General features: G+C 32.0%; 18 protein-coding genes. 6 read left to right on the forward strand and 12 right to left on the reverse strand.

Annotated elements, in window-relative coordinates; all coding sequences use genetic code 11:
• Nucleotides 1–33: 33 nt before the first annotated feature.
• Nucleotides 34–3,057, reverse strand: a complete 3,024-nt coding sequence (locus AC5SR4_RS01680; RefSeq protein ID WP_495357807.1) for a tetratricopeptide repeat protein — start codon at nt 3,055–3,057, stop codon at nt 34–36.
• Nucleotides 3,058–3,355: 298 nt separating this feature from the next.
• Here AC5SR4_RS01680 and AC5SR4_RS01685 point away from each other — a divergent pair, with 298 nt between their 5' ends.
• Genes AC5SR4_RS01685 through AC5SR4_RS01705 form a run of 5 tightly spaced genes read left to right on the forward strand, consistent with a single transcriptional unit; the run spans nt 3,356 to nt 7,573 of the window.
• A complete protein-coding gene (locus AC5SR4_RS01685) occupies nt 3,356–4,039 on the forward strand; it encodes a cell division ATP-binding protein FtsE (protein WP_495357808.1) in 684 nt (227 codons plus the stop codon).
• 6 nt (nt 4,040–4,045) lie between these two features.
• Nucleotides 4,046–4,783 (forward strand): class I SAM-dependent methyltransferase, encoded by a 738-nt coding sequence (locus AC5SR4_RS01690; protein ID WP_495357809.1) that lies wholly within the window; start codon nt 4,046–4,048, stop codon nt 4,781–4,783.
• Nucleotides 4,783–5,676, forward strand: a complete 894-nt coding sequence (locus AC5SR4_RS01695) for a glycosyltransferase family 2 protein (RefSeq protein WP_495357810.1) — start codon at nt 4,783–4,785, stop codon at nt 5,674–5,676. The genes AC5SR4_RS01690 and AC5SR4_RS01695 overlap by 1 nt, the downstream gene beginning before the upstream one ends.
• Complete coding sequence (locus tag AC5SR4_RS01700; RefSeq protein ID WP_495357811.1) at nt 5,673–6,617, forward strand: glycosyltransferase family 2 protein; 945 nt, start codon at nt 5,673–5,675, stop codon at nt 6,615–6,617. The genes AC5SR4_RS01695 and AC5SR4_RS01700 overlap by 4 nt, the downstream gene beginning before the upstream one ends.
• 2 nt (nt 6,618–6,619) lie before the next feature.
• Nucleotides 6,620–7,573, forward strand: a complete 954-nt coding sequence (locus tag AC5SR4_RS01705) for a glycosyltransferase family 2 protein (protein ID WP_495357812.1) — start codon at nt 6,620–6,622, stop codon at nt 7,571–7,573.
• Here the strand turns inward: AC5SR4_RS01705 and AC5SR4_RS01710 are convergent.
• The 11 genes from AC5SR4_RS01710 to typA all read right to left on the reverse strand — a co-directional run bounded on the left by AC5SR4_RS01710 (nt 7,529) and on the right by typA (nt 17,973).
• Nucleotides 7,529–7,936 (reverse strand): sugar 3,4-ketoisomerase, encoded by a 408-nt coding sequence (locus AC5SR4_RS01710; RefSeq protein WP_495359143.1) that lies wholly within the window; start codon nt 7,934–7,936, stop codon nt 7,529–7,531. The genes AC5SR4_RS01705 and AC5SR4_RS01710 overlap by 45 nt on opposite strands.
• A 22-nt stretch (nt 7,937–7,958) precedes the next feature.
• Entirely contained in the window at nt 7,959–9,239 is a 1,281-nt protein-coding gene (locus tag AC5SR4_RS01715; protein WP_495357813.1) for an O-antigen translocase, read from the reverse strand.
• Nucleotides 9,236–10,339, reverse strand: a complete 1,104-nt coding sequence (locus AC5SR4_RS01720) for a DegT/DnrJ/EryC1/StrS family aminotransferase (protein ID WP_495357814.1) — start codon at nt 10,337–10,339, stop codon at nt 9,236–9,238. The genes AC5SR4_RS01715 and AC5SR4_RS01720 overlap by 4 nt, the downstream gene beginning before the upstream one ends.
• On the reverse strand, nt 10,336–11,316 hold the full coding sequence (locus AC5SR4_RS01725) for a GNAT family N-acetyltransferase (protein ID WP_495357815.1): 981 nt from the start codon (nt 11,314–11,316) through the stop codon (nt 10,336–10,338). Before AC5SR4_RS01725 ends, AC5SR4_RS01720 begins: the two co-directional genes overlap by 4 nt.
• Complete coding sequence (locus AC5SR4_RS01730) at nt 11,313–11,540, reverse strand: hypothetical protein (RefSeq protein WP_495357816.1); 228 nt, start codon at nt 11,538–11,540, stop codon at nt 11,313–11,315. The genes AC5SR4_RS01725 and AC5SR4_RS01730 overlap by 4 nt, the downstream gene beginning before the upstream one ends.
• Nucleotides 11,528–12,805 carry a sulfatase-like hydrolase/transferase gene (locus AC5SR4_RS01735; RefSeq protein WP_495357817.1) on the reverse strand — a complete coding sequence of 426 codons (1,278 nt, stop codon included), beginning with the start codon at nt 12,803–12,805 and terminating at the stop codon, nt 11,528–11,530. The genes AC5SR4_RS01730 and AC5SR4_RS01735 overlap by 13 nt, the downstream gene beginning before the upstream one ends.
• Nucleotides 12,798–14,195 carry a class I SAM-dependent methyltransferase gene (locus tag AC5SR4_RS01740; protein WP_495357818.1) on the reverse strand — a complete coding sequence of 466 codons (1,398 nt, stop codon included), beginning with the start codon at nt 14,193–14,195 and terminating at the stop codon, nt 12,798–12,800. Before AC5SR4_RS01740 ends, AC5SR4_RS01735 begins: the two co-directional genes overlap by 8 nt.
• On the reverse strand, nt 14,173–14,376 hold the full coding sequence (locus AC5SR4_RS01745) for a hypothetical protein (RefSeq protein ID WP_495357819.1): 204 nt from the start codon (nt 14,374–14,376) through the stop codon (nt 14,173–14,175). Before AC5SR4_RS01745 ends, AC5SR4_RS01740 begins: the two co-directional genes overlap by 23 nt.
• A 92-nt stretch (nt 14,377–14,468) precedes the next feature.
• Nucleotides 14,469–15,764 carry an O-antigen translocase gene (locus AC5SR4_RS01750; protein WP_495357820.1) on the reverse strand — a complete coding sequence of 432 codons (1,296 nt, stop codon included), beginning with the start codon at nt 15,762–15,764 and terminating at the stop codon, nt 14,469–14,471.
• A gap of 180 nt (nt 15,765–15,944) precedes the next feature.
• Nucleotides 15,945–16,172, reverse strand: coding sequence for a uroporphyrinogen decarboxylase (locus AC5SR4_RS01755; RefSeq protein WP_495357821.1), 228 nt, complete (start codon nt 16,170–16,172; stop codon nt 15,945–15,947).
• A gap of 1 nt (nt 16,173) precedes the next feature.
• Nucleotides 16,174–17,973, reverse strand: coding sequence for a translational GTPase TypA (typA, locus tag AC5SR4_RS01760; protein WP_495357822.1), 1,800 nt, complete (start codon nt 17,971–17,973; stop codon nt 16,174–16,176).
• Nucleotides 17,974–18,170: 197 nt separating this feature from the next.
• Here typA and AC5SR4_RS01765 point away from each other — a divergent pair, with 197 nt between their 5' ends.
• Entirely contained in the window at nt 18,171–18,530 is a 360-nt protein-coding gene (locus AC5SR4_RS01765) for a hypothetical protein (RefSeq protein WP_495357823.1), read from the forward strand.
• Nucleotides 18,531–18,545 lie beyond the last annotated feature (15 nt).

Consider the following 18,545-nt stretch of genomic DNA (forward strand, 5'->3'; position numbering starts at 1 on the left):
TTTTTGATTTACGATTTACGATTGACGATTTGTTTAGTTTCCTTCTGTTTGAATGGATGCATTTGTCTTGGCTTCTTCAGATTTTATAATGCTTAATTGTGCCTTAGCTTCTGTTACAACATCATTAAACTCTTTAAAGTTTTGGGTTACGCTTTCTAAAATATACGTTGCTTGAAATGCATCATCCAATGCATAAAAATTCTTGGCCATAAGTACTAAGCCTTTAGCACTGTAATATTTATATCCTGAAAAATCTTTAGCCAATTTTTGCACTGATTGGTTTGATGCTTCATAGTTACCTGCTTTGTTTTTAAAATAGGCATTATAATATAAGGCTTCGGCTGCTGTTTCACCAGTTGCAACACCCTCTACTTTAGCATAGGCCTCTTTTGCTTTAGCCTCATCACCTGTTTTTATAGCAGATCGTGCTATAATAATATGGGCATCGCTCTTTATCTTATTATCTATTTTAGAACTTGAAAGTACTTTTTCGGCATAGGCTACTGCCTCATTATAATGTTCTAATTGATAATGGGATTTCATTAAATTGGATTGTGCAAACACCACATTTTGGGGAAAGTTCGCCTCTGCTTCCAAACGTTTTAACAAAGGTATGGCTTGATTCCAATCTTTATTTTCTAAATAATGCTGTGATAAACGTGAAAGGGCTTCTTCGGTATATTCGTTTTGTGATGTTTCGATTACATACTTATAATGTGGTGCAGCATTGGCCAACAAATCTTTTTTATAGTAAAGTTGTGCTATATAAAAATGGGCTTGTAATGCATGGAGTCCGTTAGGAAATTCATTTAAATACCCATTAAATTGCGATATGGCTTTATCGGTATTATTATCTAAATACTGCTTTTCGGCTGCTTCGTAAGTAGCATTATCTAAGTCCGCATCAGTAACCTCTACATAGTTTAAGGTTTTTACCCAACTAGCATATTCGTTAACACGCCCCAGATCAATATAAATCAATCGGGCCGTAGATACTGACTGAACTGCTTCTGGAGTTCCTGCATAATCACTGGCTACCTGCTTAAATTTAACCAACGCTCTTTCATTTTCACTGGCATTGTAATACACCAAACCTTGACGCAGTAATGCCTTAGGCACAAATGAACTCATTCGGTATTCTGAGTTCAAACGGTCGTACATTTGCATGGCCTTTTGAGTTTCATTGGCTTTTACATAGGTATTACCCAACTCATACATTGCATCATCACGAAGCTTCGATTTTGGATACTCTGCAATAAACTGCTCCAATTCTTTAATCTTTCTGGAACCTTGTCCCACATAACCTGCACTAATGGCTTTTTGGAAAAAGGCATAATCGGAATCGATGGCACTTAACTTTATGGCATTTTCATAAGCCTTAATTGCATTACTGTATTCACTGGAAACAAAATAGGCGTCCCCTAAACGCAGGTATGCATCATTCAATCTAACTTTGTCGTCCTTTCCATTAGAAACAAATTGATTGAAATACTGGGTTGCCTGCTCATAGCTTTTCAACTTGAAATAAGTATAGGCTAAGTTATAATCTATATTTTTAAATTCTGGTGTTGAAGCAGCCGATGGCAATTGTTTAAATTGTTTAAATCCAATTAAAGCGTCTTCAAAATTGCTCAGGTTATAATCAGATTCCGCTTTCCAAAATGTGGCTCTTGCGGTATAAGTAACATCTCTGGGTTCTTTTAAGGATTTGTTAAAAAACGATTTGGCTTCTAAATAGTTACTGTCGTTATACAACTCCAATCCTCTATAAAAGGCCACTTTTTGATAAGCAACTTTATTTTCGAAACTGTTTTTACCTTCCAATAGCTTAAGTGCTTCTTGATAATTTTTTGAAGTAATATAAGAGTCTATCAAAAGCGTTTCTATTTCTTCTTTGTAGCTCGTCTTAGGGTATTTGTCTAGATAAGCTGCCAATACTTGTGGAGCCGATTGGTATGGGTTTCCTATTTCGTAACTTATTTTAGCATAGTTTAACCAGGCATCTTCCTGGATTTTTAAATCGAAATCCATTTGCGATGCATATCGAAAGGCATTGAGAGCTTCTTGCTTTTTATCAACATGTATATAACTTTCTCCTAAATGGTAATACGCATTTTGGGCAATGCCATTGTTTCCTCCTATAATTTTATTGAACTCTGAAATGGCTTTTTCATAATCACCTTGCTTGTAGTGGGCATACCCTAATTGATAAAAATCGGTATTGTTCCATTTACCTCTTTTACCTTTATAAGCCTCTAAGTAAGGAATGGCTTCAGCGTATTGTTCTAGATTGAAATAGCTTTCACCAATGATTTTTGAAAGTTCGGATACTTCGGCGGCATCGCTATCATCTAAACGGGCTTTTGCCAACGCTATGGCTTTCTCAAAATTACCTAACTTAAAGTTTAAATCGGCTTGGTAATAGGACAGTTTTTCTTTATAGCGTTCTTGGTCACTCACTTGATCGAAGTACTGATTGGCTTGATCATAATCATCCCCTTCATAAGCCATATAACCAATGTAGTACTTAGCTTGAGAGCCATATTCCTTAGAGTTTTCTACACGCGACAAATATTTTTTGGCATCCTGATATTGCTTTACAGAAAAGGCTGAATAGCCATTGTTGAAGTTAAACTTTTCTTTTTCATTTCTGCTTAATGCATTTTCATCTACTTTATCATACCATTTTCTGGCGTAGGCATATTTTCCGTTTACAAAGTAATAATCGGCCACATCTACATACGCTGTGTTGCGCTTGGTACTTGTTGGATAATCTTTTACAAAATCCTCTACCAATCTATCGGCGTTTTGTTGGTTTAACCGCACGGCACAATTGGCAATATAATAGGCGCATTCTGACTGTAGGATATCTTCATCTGTTGTTTTCTGCACGCTTCCAAACAATGATTGGGCCGCTAGATATTGCTGATTGTTATATAGTGAAATGGCTTTTTGGTAATCTACTAAATTGCTGGTATAGGTGGCAGACTGTTGGGCTATTATTTGAAAGCTAAAACTTATGGCCACCAAGAGGGAAACACTGTTTTTTATAGTCATTAACGCTTTTTTTTAATTTAAAAATCAAAGATAATTTAATATAAACCTTATAACGCAACAATCGTGCTATAATTATAAACCGAGTTATTAAAATTGAATTATCACCCTTATAAATATTAAAAAAAGAAACTTCTTTTAAGCTTTCAGAAAACGGAAAAATGGTTTTGGCAACTTCCTTTAGAGTAAAAGAGGTTTCCTTTCAGATATAAAAATCATAAACTAAAACTTTTTAAACTAATTTTTCAGGTTTTAAGTTATATATAATACATTTACAAACACTAAAAAATATATTTCTTTTATGTCCAATCCTATTTTACAATTAAAAGATGCTTCTATTTACCAGGGCGATAGTTTAGTGCTGTCTAACATTAACGTTGAAGTTTACAAAGGTGATTTTGTGTATTTAATTGGAAAAACGGGTACGGGTAAAAGTAGTTTTATGAAAACGCTTTACGGGGATTTACCTTTAACTGAAGGTGAAGGTCATATTGTGGATTACGATTTAAAACACCTGAAGGAAAAAGAGATTCCCTTTTTAAGACGTAAGTTAGGGGTGGTTTTTCAAGACTTTAAACTCCTCACCGACCGAACAGTTAACGAGAATTTACTGTTCGTTTTAAAAGCTACGGGCTGGAAAGATAAAACAGAGATGAATACCCGTGTGGAAGAAGTTTTAGCCAAAGTGGGCATGAAAACCAAAGGCTTTAAATTTCCCCACGAGCTTTCTGGTGGCGAGCAGCAACGTGTTGCCATTGCCCGGGCGTTGCTTAACAATCCTGAATTAATTCTTGCCGATGAGCCTACAGGTAACCTAGACCCCCAAACCAGTATTGAGGTTATGGAGGTATTACAAGACATCAATAAAAATGGCAATACGATTTTGATGGCTACACATGATTATGCGTTGCTTTTAAAATACCCAAGCAAAACATTGAAATGTGACGAGAATCAGGTTTATGAGGTCGTGCAACGGAAGGGGTGATTTTTTATGTATTATTTCCTTAAAAAAATTATTCGTTCTGTAATTCCAAAAAAATTCCTTTTTGAAAATGAATTGTTTTTTAGAAAGTGCTATGGACTGTTTTATTCTGGAAATAAGTACCAATGCAATATTTGTAATAAAAAATTAAGGCGTTTTGTTAATTTAAAAGATGGCGATTTACTTTGCCCCTACTGTGGTAGTCTATCCCGCAATAGAGCACTTTGGAGTTTACTTAAAGAAAACAACGCTTTAAATGGTAATATACTTCATTTCTCACCTTCGAGAAGTCTGTATCGAAAACTTATACGCATTCCAAACATCCATTATATAAGCTCTGATTTTAATAACGAGTTTCTGGCAGATCATGCCTTTGACATCACTTCTATAAATCAAGATAACGACACCTTTGATAGCATCATATGTTATCATGTTTTAGAGCATGTTTTGGATGATAAAAAAGCTATTTCTGAGCTTCATAGGGTTTTAAAACCTAAAGGAACAGTATATTTGCAAACCCCTTTTAAGGAAGGTGCCATTTATGAAGATGAAACTATTGTCTTGCCTAAAGACCGATTAAAACATTTTGGCCAAGAAGACCACGTGCGGGTTTATTCGGTTGATGGGTTGAAAAAAAGGCTTGAAAATGATGGATTTAGAGTTACAAAAAGAAGTTTTAATACTATTGAAAATCATGCCTATTTTGGCTATAATCCGAATGAAATGGTCTTAATTGGCATTAAATAATGTTATCTATTCTAATTCCAACATATAATCATTACACAACTCATCTAGTAAAAAATTTGCACGCCCAATGTATAAGTTGCAACATTGTTTTCGAAATATTGGTATATGATGATGGCTCTAATTCTGACTTAAACAAAAAAAACAACGCCATTAATACCTTTGAATATTGTTTATTTAAAGAATTAACAAATAATTTAGGCCGTAGCTCTATTAGAAATTTATTGGCTAGGAATGCGAAGTTTGATTGGCTATTATTTCTGGATGCAGATACCATGCCGATAAAAGATAATTTTATTGAAAATTATCTGAATAATATTTCCCATGATACAGAAGTGATCTATGGAGGCATAAAATACGAATTTAATAGACCCAAAAAAGTATATACGCTACGTTGGGTTTATGGAAATAAAAGAGAAGCACTGAATGTTACGCAAAGAAATAAAAAGCCTTATTTAAGATTTTTAACTCTCAATTTCCTAATTAAAAAAGATGTTTTTAATAATACAAAATTCAATGAGAGCATTCCCAATTTAAGGCATGAGGATACTTTGTTCTCTTATAGTCTCAAAACGAATAAAATAAGTATTAAGCACTTGGAAAACCCCGTTTACCATCTGGGTATTGAAAAAAATCAAACATTTCTAAATAAATCTTTAGATTCTGTTCAAGCATTAGCGTATCTGGCTGATAACAACCTCATACCAAAAAATTATACAACGCTAAACAAAGCTTACATTTTGAGCAAAAAGTTTTATTTAAATTATTTTTTTGCTCATTTATACAAAAAACATCATGTTTTTTTTAGAAGAAAATTAAATTCATCCCAACCAAGTTTATTTATTTTTGACTTCTACAGGTTATTTTACCTTTGTTATATATCTTTAAAAAAATGAGACCTTTTTTTTCTGTAATCATTCCGTTATACAACAAAGAAGACTACATTGAGCACACTTTAAAAAGTGTTACAAATCAAACATTTACCAATTTTGAGGTTATCTTGATAAATGACAATAGTACTGATAATGGCTTAAACAGGGCAAAAAGCATAGATGATAGGAGAATTAAAATAATTGAAAACGATAAGCAATTAGGACTCTCTGAAACCAGAAACAAAGGCATTAGTCTTGCAAAAGGAAAAATAATAGCACTACTTGATGCTGATGATATTTGGTTTCCAAATTACCTTGAAAACATAAAAGTCTTATGCGACAAGTTTCCGGAAGCAAGCATTTATGGTACAGATTATTTAGAAAAACATAGCAATCACTTTTTTTTAGAGCCTAAAAAAAATATTCCCAAAAGGTTAAAGGACAAATATTTTAAAATTGATGATTTTTTCAAAGCAAACGTATATCAATCTATATTTTGTCCAAGTTCTTTAGCTTTTAAAAAAAGCATCACTGGTCAATATGATGTTTTCGACCCTAAAATCAACTACGCTGAGGATATTGATTTTTACTTAAAATATTGCTGTAAGTTTGAAATAGCCTATTACTACATAGCAGGGATTGAAAAAAATTTTAATGTTCCCAACCAAATTACTCGAAATGGAATTCATGGAAAAACAATTCCCGATTTGGATTATTATGAAAAACAAATTAAGGACATTCCATCTATAAAAAAGTTTATAGATGTTTATAGGTATGTTTTCGCATATCAATATAAATTAGAAAAAAACCAAGAAAAGATGAACGCTTTATTTAAAAGCATCGATTTTAAAAACCTTTCTATCAAACAACGCGTTTTAATTAAAAGTCCTTTTCTTTTTGTTATTTTACTTCATAAGTTTAAATGTTTTCTTTTGAGAAAAAACATTAGAATTTCTTCTTTTTAAATATGAATTCAAAACCATTACTTTCCGTACACCTTTTAACCTATAATTGCGAAAGTTATATTGAAGAAACCCTCATATCTATACTAAACCAAAAAACTTCTTTTATTTTTGAGATTGTAATAGGTGATGACAGCTCGACTGATAATACTCCTAACATACTCAATTTATATGCTGAAAAGCACCTCAATCTTATAAATTACAAGCAAAACAAAACACGATTAGGAATATTAAAAAACTTTAAAGACACACTAGATCGTTGTAGAGGTGATTATGTTTTTGATATTGCCGGGGACGACTATTTAAAGGAAAACTATGCTCTACAAAAAATGGTTGAAGTCTTTCAAAAAAACCCCGAACTCGGTTTTGTTGATAGTGGCTTTGACAAGGTATTTACAAAAACCAATACTATTAAAAAATTTGAGAACAAATCTAAAATAAGCTGCCCTGAAAAACATTATAAACACCTGGTACTAACCGGTCAAATATATCCAGTGGGGATTTGTTACAGTAAAACATACTTATTAAAATATGTAGATTTTGAAAAATATATAAAAATGGAAATTACTATTGAGGATTACCCAATATTAGTTGACTTAATAATGCACACGCCTTTTGATAGAATTAATGACTCTTTAAGTGTATATAGAGTCCATGCTGATTCATACAGTCATAAAAAAGACTTTAAATTACAATTGACACTGAACAGACAAATGCTGCATTTGGTAACATTTTTTTCAAAAAAATACAACCTGCCCCCAGAAGTATTATCAGATCACCTAAAAATATCGAATAAAAGTTGTCTTTATTTAGCCGGCTATTTTGGTGATAAATTGCTTGGTAAAACTATGTATGCTAATCTTAAAGGTCATAGAAGCAGCATTGATTTTTTTAATTATTTATCAAGTCAATTTTCATTTTTCAGAGGACTTCAATCCATGTTTAGAAAAATAAAGTAGGTATTCATCAAAATCATATATATAATCTTCTTCCTTATACACATCTGATGCTACTACCAAACAAACAGCACCTGAAGAAAAATTATCCAATTCCCGCCAAATACATGAACTAATTAACACCCCCTTTGCAGGATTATTAAGTGTAATCTTATTTACTTCAGTCCCTATTTTTATTGTTACATCAAAACTACCACTTAAGGCAACTATAAACTGATTTAATTCTTTATGAGCATGCCCTCCACGATTTGAACCACTGGGTACGTCAAACAAATAATACAGACGTTTTATTTTAAAAGGTACTACATCCTTTTCAATTATTCCTAGATTACCTCTAATATCCTTGATTATTGGTATATCCAACATTTTTACCTTACTTGTTTCCAAATTACATGATATTTTTTTTGAACGTGTATTTAACCGACCACGCAATAATTAACAAATATAACATGTAACGCATAAAGTGAGCAAATACTATACCTTCAACTCCAAATCTTTCCATGTAATAAATCCCAAAAAAATACAACAAACCATAGGATACAACTTCTGTTAATATAAATAACTTCCACTTATTTTTAGCTACTAATTGATATGCCATGATAACCGCAATAACTTTCACTAAATCACCAGCCAACTGCCACTTTAAAAGTTCTTTCATAGGTAAAAATGCCTTTGAATACAGCATACTAATTATAATATCCTTGCATATATAAATTCCAATAAATAAGCATACAATCACTGGTATGATGATTTTATAAATACGTATCAATTCTAATTTATACGCTTTAAAATTTTCAATTTGGGCATATTTTGGTAATAAATAAAGCATGTAAAAACCTGGCATGAAGGATAAATAATAATTTGACAAACTAGAAATAGCTGTCCAGTATCCAGCTTCTTCTTTTGAAAGTTTATCTATTAGATAGTTTCTCAATTCAATATCAACAACATTACTTAAAAGTACTGCTGCAAGAGACATTATAACAAAACCCATTAATTTTGATCTGAATACTTTATTAAGTCGTACTCTACTTTTAAAAAGCAACAATATTTCTTTTTTAGCAAAAACAGACAAGGTCAATAATTGTAGAACAGGTGTTAGTGTAACTGCTAATAATACACCTGATAATTTATAATAAGTAACCAACGATAGCACCAACAAGATTGAAAAAGCATGAGAAATGAATGAAATTATGGTGGCTTTCTTATAATTGGATTGCCCATTGATGATACTGAAACATAAGTTATAAATTGCAGCAAAAGGAGTCAGGAAAGATAAAATGATGAATAAATAATTGTAGTCTGGTGTATTAAATAAATAATTACTCCAAAATTTGGCCCAAAAAAACAAGACACAAAACATACTTATGCTACCTATTAAACTAAAAGCCAAAGAGGTTCCGTACAGCTTTTGCAATAAGTGCTTTCTATTTTCGTATTTCGATTGATAATTTAAAACTCCCTGGTCCACACCAGTGGTAGACCCCAAGCCTAGTAAAGCAATGGCATTCTTCATATTACCAACCAATGCCATACCTTCCGGACCTAAAAATACAGCGACTATTTTTTGTGAAATAATCACTAGTAGTGATTTACTAAAAACTCCCAGAAAATTAACCGAAAATAATTTTATTAAAAATAAATCCTTATGTTTATTAAACAGATTCAATGAAACTTATTTATTACTGAAGTTACTTTACTAATTTCCGTTTGGGTCAACGTTACATTTAACGGTAAACTTATAATCTCTTTATGGATTATGTCTGTGACAGGCAATGTTAAATGACTCCATTCTTTGTATGCTTTTTGTTTGTGTATGGGTATCGGGTAATGGATGAGTGTTTCGATACCATTCTTCAATAAAAACCTCCTTAGTCTGTCCCGTTCCGGGTGTCTTATAACAAACTGGTAAAAAACATGAGATGTCAAATCGCCATATTCGGGAAGCACTATATCGTTTAATTTAATATTATCTGAATAAAATTTGGCCATTTTTTGCCGATCCGTATTATCGCTGTCAATATACTTTAGTTTTATTCTTAAAAAAGAGGCTTGAAGTTCATCCAGTCTGCAATTATTTCCCTTAATCTCGTATTCATAAGTTGAAGACCTTCCATAATTTCTCAATTTTCTTATTGCTTGTTCCAATTCACTATTATTGGTTGTAACAGCACCACCATCGCCTAAAGCTCCCAAATTTTTTGTGGGATAAAAACTAAACGCAGCAGCATGGGATAGATTACCGGCTTTTCGGTCATCTACATGCGTTGCGCCATGTGCTTGGGCAGCATCTTCAATGAGTAACAAGTTGTGTTTATTGCAAATAGCTTCCAGTTGATTTACATCGTATAATTTTCCATACAAATGCACTCCTAAAACAGCTTTTGTTTTAGAAGATATAACCTTTTCCAACCCCAGAGGGTCTATATTAAAACTACTCAAGTCCGGTTCTACCAATATTGGCTTTAGTCCACAATTGCTTATTGCCAACACGGATGCTATGTAGGTATTGGACGGGACTAACACTTCGTCGCCTTTTTTAAGTATTCCCAGTACCTTATATGCTTCAAAAATTAATTTAAGAGCATCGAGTCCATTACTAACCCCTACACAATACTGAACACCACAATAACCCGCAAACTCTGTCTCGAATTTCGAAACTTGCTCACCTAAAATATAATTCCCTGAATCCAAAAATATTTGAAACTCATTTTTAAACTCTTCTTGAAAACGTTTATTTACTTTATAAAGATCCAGGAACTTAATCATATAAAGACATTTTTTAAAAGTTTGTAGTTAGCTACCTCTATCGCATAAAAATCACTTGAAATAGAGCTCCCTCCAAAACTTTCCTTCCACCTTTGCAACCCTTCATTGATAAAACGACCTTCTTCTTCATTAGATATTCCAAAATCAAAGTACCTCTTTGTTTTGTAAACATTATTGATAATATAATCCAATATAAGATCGAGCGCTCCTATGGAACGCTCTTCATTAAGTCTGGAAATATATTGTAAATGTGCAACATGTTTTGTTTCAAAAACTGTAACTCCAGCAACAACACCCTCATCAGAGTAAGCATTGAACTGCCTTATATTCTGTGGAAATTTGTGTTTTAGCGACACTATTTCCTGTAAAGAGTGTACTGGCAAAATATTAAATTTCATTTTTAAATTAGGGGTCAAAACTCGTAACCAAAAGACCTCTAAATTTTGTGTTTCCCCAACGGTTAAATTGGATTGTTTGGCTTTTTTTAAATTTCTTTTTCTATTTAATGAATTTAAATTAAAATGATTTAATTGGTCTATTGAAGTTGTAATATCCCTTCTATAAAGTTTCGCTTCGAGTTTAAACAAAATATAATCTATTTCATCACTGGGTAATGAGTGATATATTTTTGGAAGCAACTTTAATTTCATTGTTTTTATACCCTGATGTTTTAAATATTTTAAAACAGACTCGAAGATACCCAAAGCATCTGCAAAGGTACTCTTATAGCCTAAAACTAATCCGCCATAAGACAAACCCTGATGAGAAAAAATTGTATTCCCAACCCTATTTGCAGGCAATATTGAAACCAGTTTATCTTTTTTAAAAATGAGTAATGAAAAGTCTTCAAATCTATCGGCATGGTATCCCATAAAATCTCTGTGAAACAAAAACGTGGCATTCTTAGCTTCATCAACAAAGAGATTCCATTGACTGTAAAAACCTGGAGTATACTGAAAGACCTTAAACCCACTCATAGATTGTGCTCTTCTATATTTTCATTAATTATATTTCCGTTTTGGTCAATTAACCTATACACGCCCAACATAAATAAATTCTCTCTACGCAACTGGTAACTACTATCTTCTTCCAAATAATTTAAAAAGGAAGGTGTTTCGCTTAAAGCAGAAAATAAGACTCTGAATATGTTCACATTAGTTTTTAATGCTTTATCATATTCCGGACTGTCTATGTTTCCCATTTAATAGCACACAAAGTACTGAATATAGAATTAACACAAAATTTATCTGTAGTTAAATGAAAATCTTTATAGTTTTCAATGCCAACCCATCCACCATGGTCTGCAACAATAACGATTATTCCTGTCGGGTCTTTTTCATTTATAAGATTTACCATTTTTTTTATCCAAACATTGGCTTCTCTTATTTTTTTTGAATACGCTTTCCGCTCAACATTAATAGACGCTTTAAAATGTACATGATGAGGAATGAGTTTTTCAATAAAGAAGAACTTGGGATTTGCAGCATTCATATGACTATTGAGTACATTTTCAAAATCATTATAAACGCTTCTTTTTATGTTCTGGCCATTGCTAAAAAAAGAAATTTCTTTTAATGAAATATTATGATAATCGTACTTATTGTCTACTAAATTTTGTTGAAAGTATTCATCTTCAACTATAAAATGATTTGTATAACCATTATTTCTGAGGATTTCTATTACGGCATTATTCCCATTTATTATTGACCTGGCATTTGGCATCTCTAATGAAGGAAACAAAGTCTCACCAAAATAATGATGTTTCATTGTAAACATAGAGGCATTAGAGACTAAAGTAGAAGGATAATTACTCCTAAAGTCACTGTAAACCTTAAAGTTTTTTTGCCCAAGCCAGTCATACAAATCACTGTCCAATTTATACAATTCATTTTCTAAAGTCTTTTTATTTACATAGCCGTCTGGTTGAATAAAATAAATATTTGGTTTCTCTTTAAATTTGACATTTTTAATGTCATCCATTAAATGGCTCCAATCATTTTTTATAAAACATTGACTGTATAGGTCCGGAACTAATTTTGGCACAATTAATACCGCCATTAATAACTGAAAAACAACTACCTTCTTAAGATAATTTTTTAATAAAAAGCTACTCAATGTAGCAATGAGTATACCTAAAATCAAGTTTTCCTTTTTGATTCCCCAGGTACTTATAATTACAAGTGATATAAAAAAATTAAAGTTAACAAGTGACAGTAAGAGTTTCTTATACTTTTTAATAAGATGTATCTTAATAGCTGTTTTTTTAGCTAAATACGATAGAAATACAGGAGTTAATAAAAACAATGAAACAAATACGATTAAATGTTCTAATGAATTGACTAAGGTAAAATTAGAATCATAGTATTTTAAAAATGGATAAAGCCCAGCTGATAAGCCTATAAGTAATGGAGGATTATTCGAACTCTTTATAAAATTTAAAATATGTGTCCTTAGCTTCCTAATCATTTTTCCTCTTAAACAAGTATATTATGCGCTCGGAATCCTTAATCTCTTGTTTTTCAATTAAATTAAAAAAGGTGCTATAAGCCTGCTCAAAAGACTGGACATTATAAAAATTAAAATGCGTTTTAAACTCTCTTTTAGCATTTAATAATCTTATTACCCAAGAATCTTCCCGTTTTGGAAACTCAATAATTAAATATTTAGAAAATGATGCAAAAAACTCAGCAGACATGGCAAATGGAATGTTACCGGACAATGATATGTGGTGAATAATAGCCAGAGCCATTGTTAATTCCGGTCCAAAAACTTTTATTCTATCCAAAAAAGACTGGCGTTCTTTACTATTAAATCCTAAAGATGGGGAGGGATTTAGCACATCTAAAATAAAAGGCGTAATATAATTTTCTTTATTACTTTTTAAGGCTTTGTAATTTAAATCTACCGCATTATTATCTATATCGCACACTAAAGCCTGTGCTATGGGCTTGTTAATTTCCCTAACAAAAGTGCCATCATTTCCCCCAATATCAATTAAGGTTTTTGTATTTAGCCGATTTACCCACAGATTTATAATATTTGATTTTTGAATAAATGCCGATTCCGAATAATTAATTTTATTATAATAATCTCCCCATTCAGAGCGTCCTTTACAATCCAACCGTTGTATATAATCATACAGGCTTTTAATAATAGCTAATTGTCCTTTCTTTCCTAATGATGCTTTTTTTATGTTTTTTTGATCGCCCTTTTGATAGCTGTCCTCATACTTTGCTAATAAATGTATATTTGAATAAATTAAAGGACTAAATTTTGTTTTGTAAGGCAACATGGAAGACAATACTTTAACAGGTACACCATCAATATAGTTTTTCATTAATTTTAAGACATCTGCCCCATGGTAATAAGCTAAAAGAAGTGGGCCAAAAAAATGTGTTATAAATTGTTTATATGCTCTCCAAGGCTCATTCTCTTTGTAAAAATCGAAGGACAATGTATCTATAAAAATTGCTTTTCCTTTATGAAATGTCACATTAAAGGCAGAAGCATCTTTAAGAGACATATCATTATCCAAACAGAACTTTTGAATTTTAAGTGTTATTAAAGCAGCTTCTTTATATTGGTTAAAACTCCACTCATAAGGGTATGTTATGAAAGAAACTTGTTCTGGCTGTATAATTATTTGTTTATCATTGGCAGCTAGCTCTTCATGCTTTATGAGTAATCTTGACGCAAATAATTTATCAAATAAACCTTTTTCAATTAAAGTTCTGTATTGTTTAAAGTAGATTGGGTTGATACTACGTTTAATAATCCCATCTTCAATAAAAATGGAACCGGAGGGATCCCTAAAAGAAGCTGAGTGATTTAGTTTATTTATCGCTTTTGGATTCATTTTTAAAATCAGAATCATGCATATCTATATCTTCATAGAAATCGTCTTTCTTAATTATACCTAAAAACGTTTTAAGTTTGTAAACCAGATTTTTTGAAAACATTAAAACACCCGCTACAGCCGCTACAATCGCCTGAACTATCATGGCTCCTAAACCTGGATCGAAATATAAAAATTGCATAATATATATTTACATTCAAAATTAAAAAATAAAACCATCAAACGCTATAAAAGTTCACGGTGCAAACTTTTAAAATGATTCATTAAGACTTCTTATTCCCTTGGCACCCCAAAAAGCGAACTCCCAAATATGAATAAAATGATGCTATAATACATAATATAACTCACAAAATGTGCCACAACCGCACCTGTTACACTATCAAAAAGATCGATGAAATAGATGCTTGTTGTATATAAAATTATAATTAAAAACGCTTCTGTTAAAATATAATGCCAAAACATTTTTTTGGCTAAAAATTGGTAGGCAATCACGGTTGATAATACCTTTAAAAAATCTCCCAACAATTGCCATAAGAACAAATTTTCAACGGGCTTAAATTCATTTGTGAAAATAAAACTTACAATAAAAGATCTTAATAGATATATTAGTATTAGCCCAATAAGTAATATAGGAATTATTGTTTTGTAAAAACTAAAAACCTCTTTCCTAAACTCCTTAACATCTTCGATTTCAGAAAATCTTGGCAAGATGTACAGCGCCATCAATGAGCTAACTAACATTAAATAATACTTAGATATTCTTGTCATGGCCTCCCAAAAACCTGCATCTTTATAACCTACATTCTCAATAATGTACATACGGATAGCTATGGTTATAAATGGCAACAAAACAGCTGTAAAAAGTGTCATGAGCGAGTATGTGCTCATCTTTTTTAAAAAATCAAAACTTACACTGTTCACTTTTATTAACGGCACTAAACTACGCCTATTTGTTATACCTACCAAGGTGATTAAAAAGATTAACGACTCTGCAATAACAACCGATATTAAAGCACCTTCCATCCTATTTTGATAAATTAAAAGTAAGGCAACGGATACACTTAATATCTGACCTATTATATTAATTATGATAAGAATTTTGTATTTGGAAAAGCCATTCATTATTGAAAATGAAAACATGTTCAAGGCATAAAATGGCAATACAATAGCAAAAATTCTTATAACGTAGGCGTAATTGTTATAAGAAGGGAAAATTAAGTCATTAATAAATTCTGCGTTAAAGTAGCAGAAAAATGACACCAGAATTGTTGATATAAACCCTAAATAGAATACTGTAGATATGGTCTTGCTGAGTTCTTCAACATCGTCTTTAAACTCTGAGATATACTTTACCAAACCATTATAAGTGCCTAAAATTGACATGGTTTGAAAAGCACTTACAAAATTTCTCAAATTACCAATCAAAGCCAAACCAGTTGGTCCTATAAATACGGCTATGGCCTTTGATGTTAATAACCCAGCAATCAATCTGGTTAGCACAGAAGCCATTTGCAACGAAGTAACTTTAATTAAAACGTTAGTTTTTATATAATCTATTAATTTTTTCAATTAATATAAAGTTTACCTGTTTCAGTAATTTAGATGGTTTAATCTCAAGAGTATGCAATTTACAAATAACGAGATGTTCAACTCGTTACCCTTTTCAAGGAATCAAATATACAAAATCATTTCGTGTAACAACACAAATACAATCTTAATTCGTAAGAAATTTTACACCATATAAATCTGTTATTTTTTTAATAAATAATACAGATTAATGCAAAGAATGGCAGTATTGGTAATTATAATAGGCTTAGAGTATGGTTCTAGCAAAAAACCATAAAGCACAAATAGTAAACACCCTAAGGCATTTACTATTCGTAGCTTAACAACCGATTTCATTAAGAATGAGATTAAGACTGTGGCCATGGCTGCATATCCAACCCATTCAACAAACGAAATTCCTAAGAATTCCATATTATATAGTTTTGTTTCGTTTTCGCTCTACCTCGGTTAAGTAAATTTTACGTAATCGTAAGTGATTAGGGGTCACCTCAACATATTCATCTTTTTGTATATATTCTAAAGCTTCTTCTAAAGAAAACTTGATAGCTGGTACAATCTTAGCCTTGTCATCGGCTCCTGAAGAACGTACGTTGCTTAACTTCTTGGTCTTGGTAACATTTACAGTCATATCATCACCACGGGAATTCTCACCAATCACCTGGCCTTCATAAATATCCTCTCCGGGATCTACAAAAAACTTACCTCTTTCTTGTAACTTGTCTATAGAATAAGGTATGGCCTGTCCTTTTTCCATAGATACTAAACTTCCATTTTGTCTTTCAGGAATACCGCCTTTTAATGGCTGATACTCTTTAAAGCGATGTGCCATAATAGCCTCTCCGGCAGTTGCAGTTAACAATTGATTTCTTAAACCAATAATACCCCTGGATGGGATTATAAACTGACAAACCATACGCTCCCCCTTGGCTTCCATACTTAACATTTCACCTTTACGCAGTGTCACCATTTCAATGGCCTTACCAGAAACCTCCTCTGGTAAATCAATGGTCATTTCTTCAACAGGCTCACATTTTACACCATCAATTTCTTTAATGATTACTTGTGGCTGGCCTATTTGAAGTTCATAACCTTCCCTACGCATAGTTTCAATTAAAACAGATAAATGTAAAACGCCGCGTCCAAAAACCATAAATTTATCAGCACTATCCGTTTCTTCCACACGAAGTGCCAGGTTTTTTTCCAGTTCTTTTGTTAATCGGTCTTTTATATGTCTAGATGTTACATACTTACCGTCTTTTCCAAAAAATGGCGAATCATTAATGGTAAAAAGCATACTCATGGTTGGTTCATCAATAGCTATGGTTTTTAACCCTTGGGGGGTTTCAAAATCAGCTACTGTATCACCAATCTCAAAACCTTCAAGTCCTACAATGGCACAGATATCTCCAGTTTGTACTTCCTCAACTTTTTTACGCCCTAGACCCTCAAAAATATGTAGCTCTTTTATTTTAGACTTAACAATGCTTCCATTTCTTTTTACTAAAGAAATATTTTGTCCCGCCTTTAATTCACCTCTTGTTAATCGTCCTATAGCTATTCTTCCCGTAAAAGATGAATAATCCAACGATGTAATTAACATTTGTGTAGTACCCGACTCAATCTTAGGGGCAGGAATATGTTCAATAACCATATCCAATAAAGGTTCTATATTTTCTGTTTGATTATTCCAATCTTCACTCATCCAATTGTTTTTAGCTGATCCATAAACCGTTGGAAAATCCAATTGCCATTCTTCAGCTCCTAATTCAAACATAAGGTCAAACACCTTTTCGTGCACTTCATCAGGGGTACAGTTTTCTTTATCAACCTTGTTAATAACCACACAAGGCTTTAAACCTAAGTCGATAGCCTTTTGTAACACAAAGCGTGTTTGCGGCATAGGGCCTTCAAAGGCATCAACTAATAATAACACACCATCAGCCATATTAAGGACACGCTCTACTTCACCACCAAAATCGGCGTGACCTGGAGTATCAATAATATTAATTTTTGTGTCTTTATATATTACTGAAACGTTTTTAGATGTAATGGTAATACCTCTTTCGCGCTCTAGATCATTATTATCAAGTATAAGATCACCCGTATTTTCATTTTCTCTGAATAATTGACAGTGATACATAATTTTATCAACCAAAGTGGTCTTACCGTGGTCTACGTGAGCAATGATTGCTATGTTTTTAATGTTAGCCATAATAGTGCCTTATTTTAAGCGTGCAAAGGTACACCATATTTTGTTATTTGGTTAAATAAATGCTATTATTTAATCTTAATATAATTTGTTTTTTTAATTTTCGTTAATATACTGAATATAAGCAACTAAGTATATTTTAATTATTTAATATCTTAGCAAAAGTAAATTGCACATTTAAACCTCTCAATCTCTCAAAAATGAAATATTTTAATAAGTATTCAAAGTTTATCCCCTATCTCTATTTTATAGTAGTAACTATCTATTGGTTTACTAACGTTAATAAAACAGTAGGCATTTCAGCCTATCCTATTTTATTGTTTGCCACTCCCTTTTTATGGCAAATTATAAAACCCAATAAAAACCTAAACTTTACACTGGGTATCACCTTTGTTTGTCTGTCATCATATCTGGTGGTAGCATACCTTTTGGATCTATATCGGGGAGTCGGCCTTATTTCCAGTCCAGAAGACATTGCCTTCTACGGTGGCTTGTTTGTTTTTAGCAATCTATTAATGGCTTTATGGATTATTAGGAATAGTTTAAAAAGCGCATTTTAAAAATGCCTATATTTG

It is taken from the genome of Aestuariibaculum scopimerae, assembly GCF_059428085.1.